3 protein-coding genes are annotated in these 3,693 nt (G+C 58.8%); 1 reads left to right on the top strand and 2 read right to left on the bottom strand.

What is annotated here, in order from left to right; genetic code table 11:
* Positions 1 to 105 precede the first annotated feature (105 nt).
* Together EWH12_RS21595 and EWH12_RS21590 are read right to left on the bottom strand one after the other, a co-directional pair.
* Positions 106 to 1,641, bottom strand: a complete 1,536-nt coding sequence (locus tag EWH12_RS21595; protein WP_242496174.1) for a DEAD/DEAH box helicase — start codon at positions 1,639 to 1,641, stop codon at positions 106 to 108.
* Positions 1,638 to 2,498 carry a BrxR family helix-turn-helix transcriptional regulator gene (locus EWH12_RS21590; RefSeq protein WP_129927787.1) on the bottom strand — a complete coding sequence of 287 codons (861 nt, stop codon included), beginning with the start codon at positions 2,496 to 2,498 and terminating at the stop codon, positions 1,638 to 1,640. The genes EWH12_RS21595 and EWH12_RS21590 overlap by 4 nt, the downstream gene beginning before the upstream one ends.
* 341 nt (positions 2,499 to 2,839) lie before the next feature.
* On the opposite strand from EWH12_RS21590, the gene EWH12_RS21585 reads away from it, so the two are divergent.
* Positions 2,840 to 3,610, top strand: coding sequence for an ArdC family protein (locus EWH12_RS21585; protein WP_129927786.1), 771 nt, complete (start codon positions 2,840 to 2,842; stop codon positions 3,608 to 3,610).
* Positions 3,611 to 3,693 lie beyond the last annotated feature (83 nt).

Raw genomic sequence — 3,693 nt, 5'->3', positions numbered from 1 at the left:
AAGGGCCATCGGCTGCTGGTGTGGCGCCTACGGGCTTCGGGCTACGCCCTCCGCCCTTCGTCGCCACACCAGCAGCCGATTCTCATCTTGATTGTCGCTGCGTTCTCATCCTGTTTGTCGCCGCGCATAACCCGTTTCCGTGCCATCAGGCTCTGCCTCGTCGCGGGCAGCCTCATCAATAGAGCGAGCAATAACGCGATGCGCGCCATCAGCATTCGTGATGGACACGCTATGATGTTCCTGACCGCATTCGCGGCAGAAGAACAATGGGTAAAGGCGTGCCTCAGGGTCATCGGGATGGAACTTCTGTCCCTCGAGACTGACCCGACGCTGTTCGGATGGTTCTAATGTCGAATAAGCTTGACCGGCGCCAGAAATGAAACGGTGAAGTTTGAACGCAAGAAAGGCCCTTGAAGAAGTCCCTCCGCGCTCACTCTCTGGCTTGCCCATCATGGCAAGCATATCCGCTATCGCGCGACTGCAATCCTCTTCGGATGCGCCCGTCTGAAGGCTCAATGCTTGCGCTGCAGTGGTAAGGGTCATCGGCTTTCGGCGCCGCAGCTTCTCGGCGTCGTCGAGACCAACCTGAGTCTCGATCCAGCACGCCAGCGGATGAAGCGTGAGATCAGCATCCGTGAGACTGCCGGCAAGCGGCTGCAGCACAGCCTGGCGAAGTTGTTCGCCCAGCGTTTCTGCCTTGATTGCGGGAGACGTGGCGCGGGCGAGACTTTCATCGATGATACTACCAACACCGATAGACTGCCCAAACAGCTTGGTCGCAACTTCGGCAACTGCTGCCGCTCTCTCGGCTTCGTCGGGCGAGCTCGACATGGTGGCTGACGTGCCGATGCAGATCAGATCTTTCGATGGCGTGAGGCGCTGCTTTACGCGCCGAACCAGCATGGCGACATCGGCGCCTTGCCGACCACGATAGGTGTGAAGTTCATCGAGAACGAGGAAATCAAGGTTCTGGGCGTTGTCTATGACGGCCCGATCAAGGCGCTCCTGTCGAGTCATCAGCAGTTCGAGCATCATGAAGTTTGTTAGCAGGATATCGGGCTTGTCCCGCGATATCTGTTGACGCTCTTCATCCGTTTCCTGACCGGTATAGCGCGCGACGGTAGGACGCAGATGCACCGGCAAACCAGCATCATCGACAAACTTCCGGATCTCTCCCAGCTGCGAATTTGCCAACGCATTCATCGGATAAATGATGATAGCCTTGGTACGCGGGGCTTCGCCGGCCTTCTTTGCCCGGACGATGGCATCCACGATCGGAACGAAAAAGCACAGTGATTTACCCGAACCTGTTCCGGTCGTGACAACGAAGCTCTCACGGTTCCGGGCTTTCGCAACGGCCCGCTCCTGATGCCGATGCAGGCGGATCGGTGTTCGATCCGGTCCAGCGACGAAGATCGACGCCAGTTCTGGCGCAACGTCACCCGATACAACCAGCTCTTCGATCGATTTTCCGGCCTCAAAGCGTGGATTGATCGTGATCAGGGGGTCGGGCCAGAAACGGCCCTGCTCATAGATGGACCGGACCTGCTGATCGATTTCCGGCGCACGGATGGCAGAGAAAGAACGAGCGAACGAGGCATATCGGTCAACGAGCGCTTTATCGAGTTCGAAGATATTCACGCAGCCAACTCCCTCACGGATTCGCCATTCAGTAAAACAATCTGCTGGTCCTGCGGAGCGCGGGCCGCAGGGTCCGTATCAAGGCCCAGCCGCCGCAATGCGTAATAAAGGAGCGCACGCCGAACGGTGATGCTGACCCGACCTTCGTGCATCCCGTAATCTAGCTCAATCACGCGCTTCTGGTTCGGACTGAGGTCGGGGTGAGGGCCGATCTCCAGCACCACCATCTCATGCCAGGCTGCATCGGATAAAGGCGATGAAGATGACGGCCTTGTATGGCGTGTCTCGATCACTCTGGAGACAACAAAATCCCGGAACTCGCCACTCTTCTCGCAGAAGGATCTGGCGTGCCATCTGAACCCATCAAAAGCGAGGGCATGAGGGGCTACCCACCGCCACTGCGGCTCCGGCGACGCCATGGACTGATACAGTATTTCGACTGCTTCTTTTCGCCGGGCAGCAATCACAATCGTGCGCAGTATCTTCGGGTCTACCCCGCGTGCTGGCGCAGGCGGAGCGTCGAATGCAGGCAGACTGCCGATCCAGGAATCATGGCTCGCGACAATCCCTTCCGCCACAGAACGCACCTGGGACAGATAGCTTGTGGCGTCTGGCTTGAGAAACAGCGGAATGAAACCGGATGAGCGGACATAGGTTTTGCCGCTCTTGTCGTAGACCATATTGTCCGGTGCCAGTGCGATGTAGCGGTTCAGGTCACCGGATGCCTGATTGGGCGAGACGCCAAACTGCTCGATCAGATCACTTCGATTGACATGACCTTCCCAGAACAACCGGAACTCGATGAACTGGAGCTTTTGCTCCACGCCCCATCGCAGATTTGGCTTGTCTCCGGCCATGGCGCCCCCGAATCATTTTCCGGAACCTTCCAGAAACTTGACGTATCGATATCTAGGTCACCCTGGTCCATACGTGCAAGTAAAAGTTTGTCGTTCCTCGAATTTTTGAATGATTTTAATATCCCAATACTGTTCGCATTCTGTTCAAAATTGCCCTGAGCAAAATTGCCGCATTTGAGGGGAAAGCATTCCCCTGCTGCCGAGCCCAACGGTCTCATCAGACCCCTTCATGCGGGACTGCCGCCCCGCAACGCCCCGCGAGAGGAAGAGAGCGGGATGGCCCCGTGACGGGCTGAGAGCTGCGAGAGAGGCTCGCTGCGGGCCCGTCGCGGAGACCTGCCATGGCGCAACGATTTGCTGCGCGCTCGAGACCTGAGCGCGCCAATCTCTACCAAGAAATCACAGACCGCATCATCACCGATCTCGAGGCTGGGCGCGTCCCATGGGTTCAGCCCTGGGGATCTGCGAACGCCGGGATCGGCATGCCGCACAATGCTGTCAGCTCCCGCCGATACAGTGGCATCAATGTGCTTACCCTCTGGCATGCCGTCGTCTCCCGAGGGTTTTCGAGCCATGCGTTCCTGACGTTCCGGCAAGCTGCGGCCTTGGGGGGCTCGGTGCGTCGCGGCGAACGCGGTGTCGGTATCATCTACACCCGCCGCTTTGTGCCCAGCGGCGAACGTCGCCGAGCGGATACCGAAGGCACCGCAACCAGTGGCGGAATTCCGTTCCTCAAGCATTTCACGGTGTTCTCGGTCGACCAGTGTGACGACCTGCCCGAACATATCTGTCTCCCACCGCCGCCCATCCCGGATGGCCTGATCCTGCCGCACGCCGAGGAACTGATCGCCGCGACGGGCGCCGACTTTCGCATCGGTGGCCCGTCCGCTTACTACAGCCCGGGGCATGACTATGTCGCCGTGCCGCGGCCCGACGATTTCCATGAGCCGATCAACTGGCATCGCACAGCTTTTCACGAACTGGGCCATTGGACTGGCCATCCCACCCGTCTTGGCCGCGATCAGACCGGCAGCTTCGGCTCCAAGGACTATGGCCGGGAAGAATTGATCGCCTTATCTGGACAGTCTGCGCCGTCCGCAACATTGCAGTAAGGTCGGCGATGGACGCCCACGGTAGGCAGTAATCAGGCTGGCCGTAGCGCTGACCCAAGAGCTGGCGGAGGCCAGCCTGATTG

Origin of the sequence: Sphingobium cupriresistens (assembly GCF_004152865.1) — a bacterium.
In the GTDB taxonomy this organism is placed as follows: domain Bacteria; phylum Pseudomonadota; class Alphaproteobacteria; order Sphingomonadales; family Sphingomonadaceae; genus Sphingobium; species Sphingobium cupriresistens.
The sequence above is the reverse complement of the archived record's forward strand: the minus strand, read 5'-3'. Positions and strand labels throughout refer to the sequence as shown.

What these genes read in the sequence shown, in the direction of transcription:
- EWH12_RS21590 (WP_129927787.1), bottom strand. Translation starts at nt 2,498, where the DNA reads ATGGCCGGAGACAAGCCAAATCTGCGATGGGGCGTGGAGCAAAAGCTC.
- EWH12_RS21585 (WP_129927786.1), top strand. Translation starts at nt 2,840, where the DNA reads ATGGCGCAACGATTTGCTGCGCGCTCGAGACCTGAGCGCGCCAATCTC.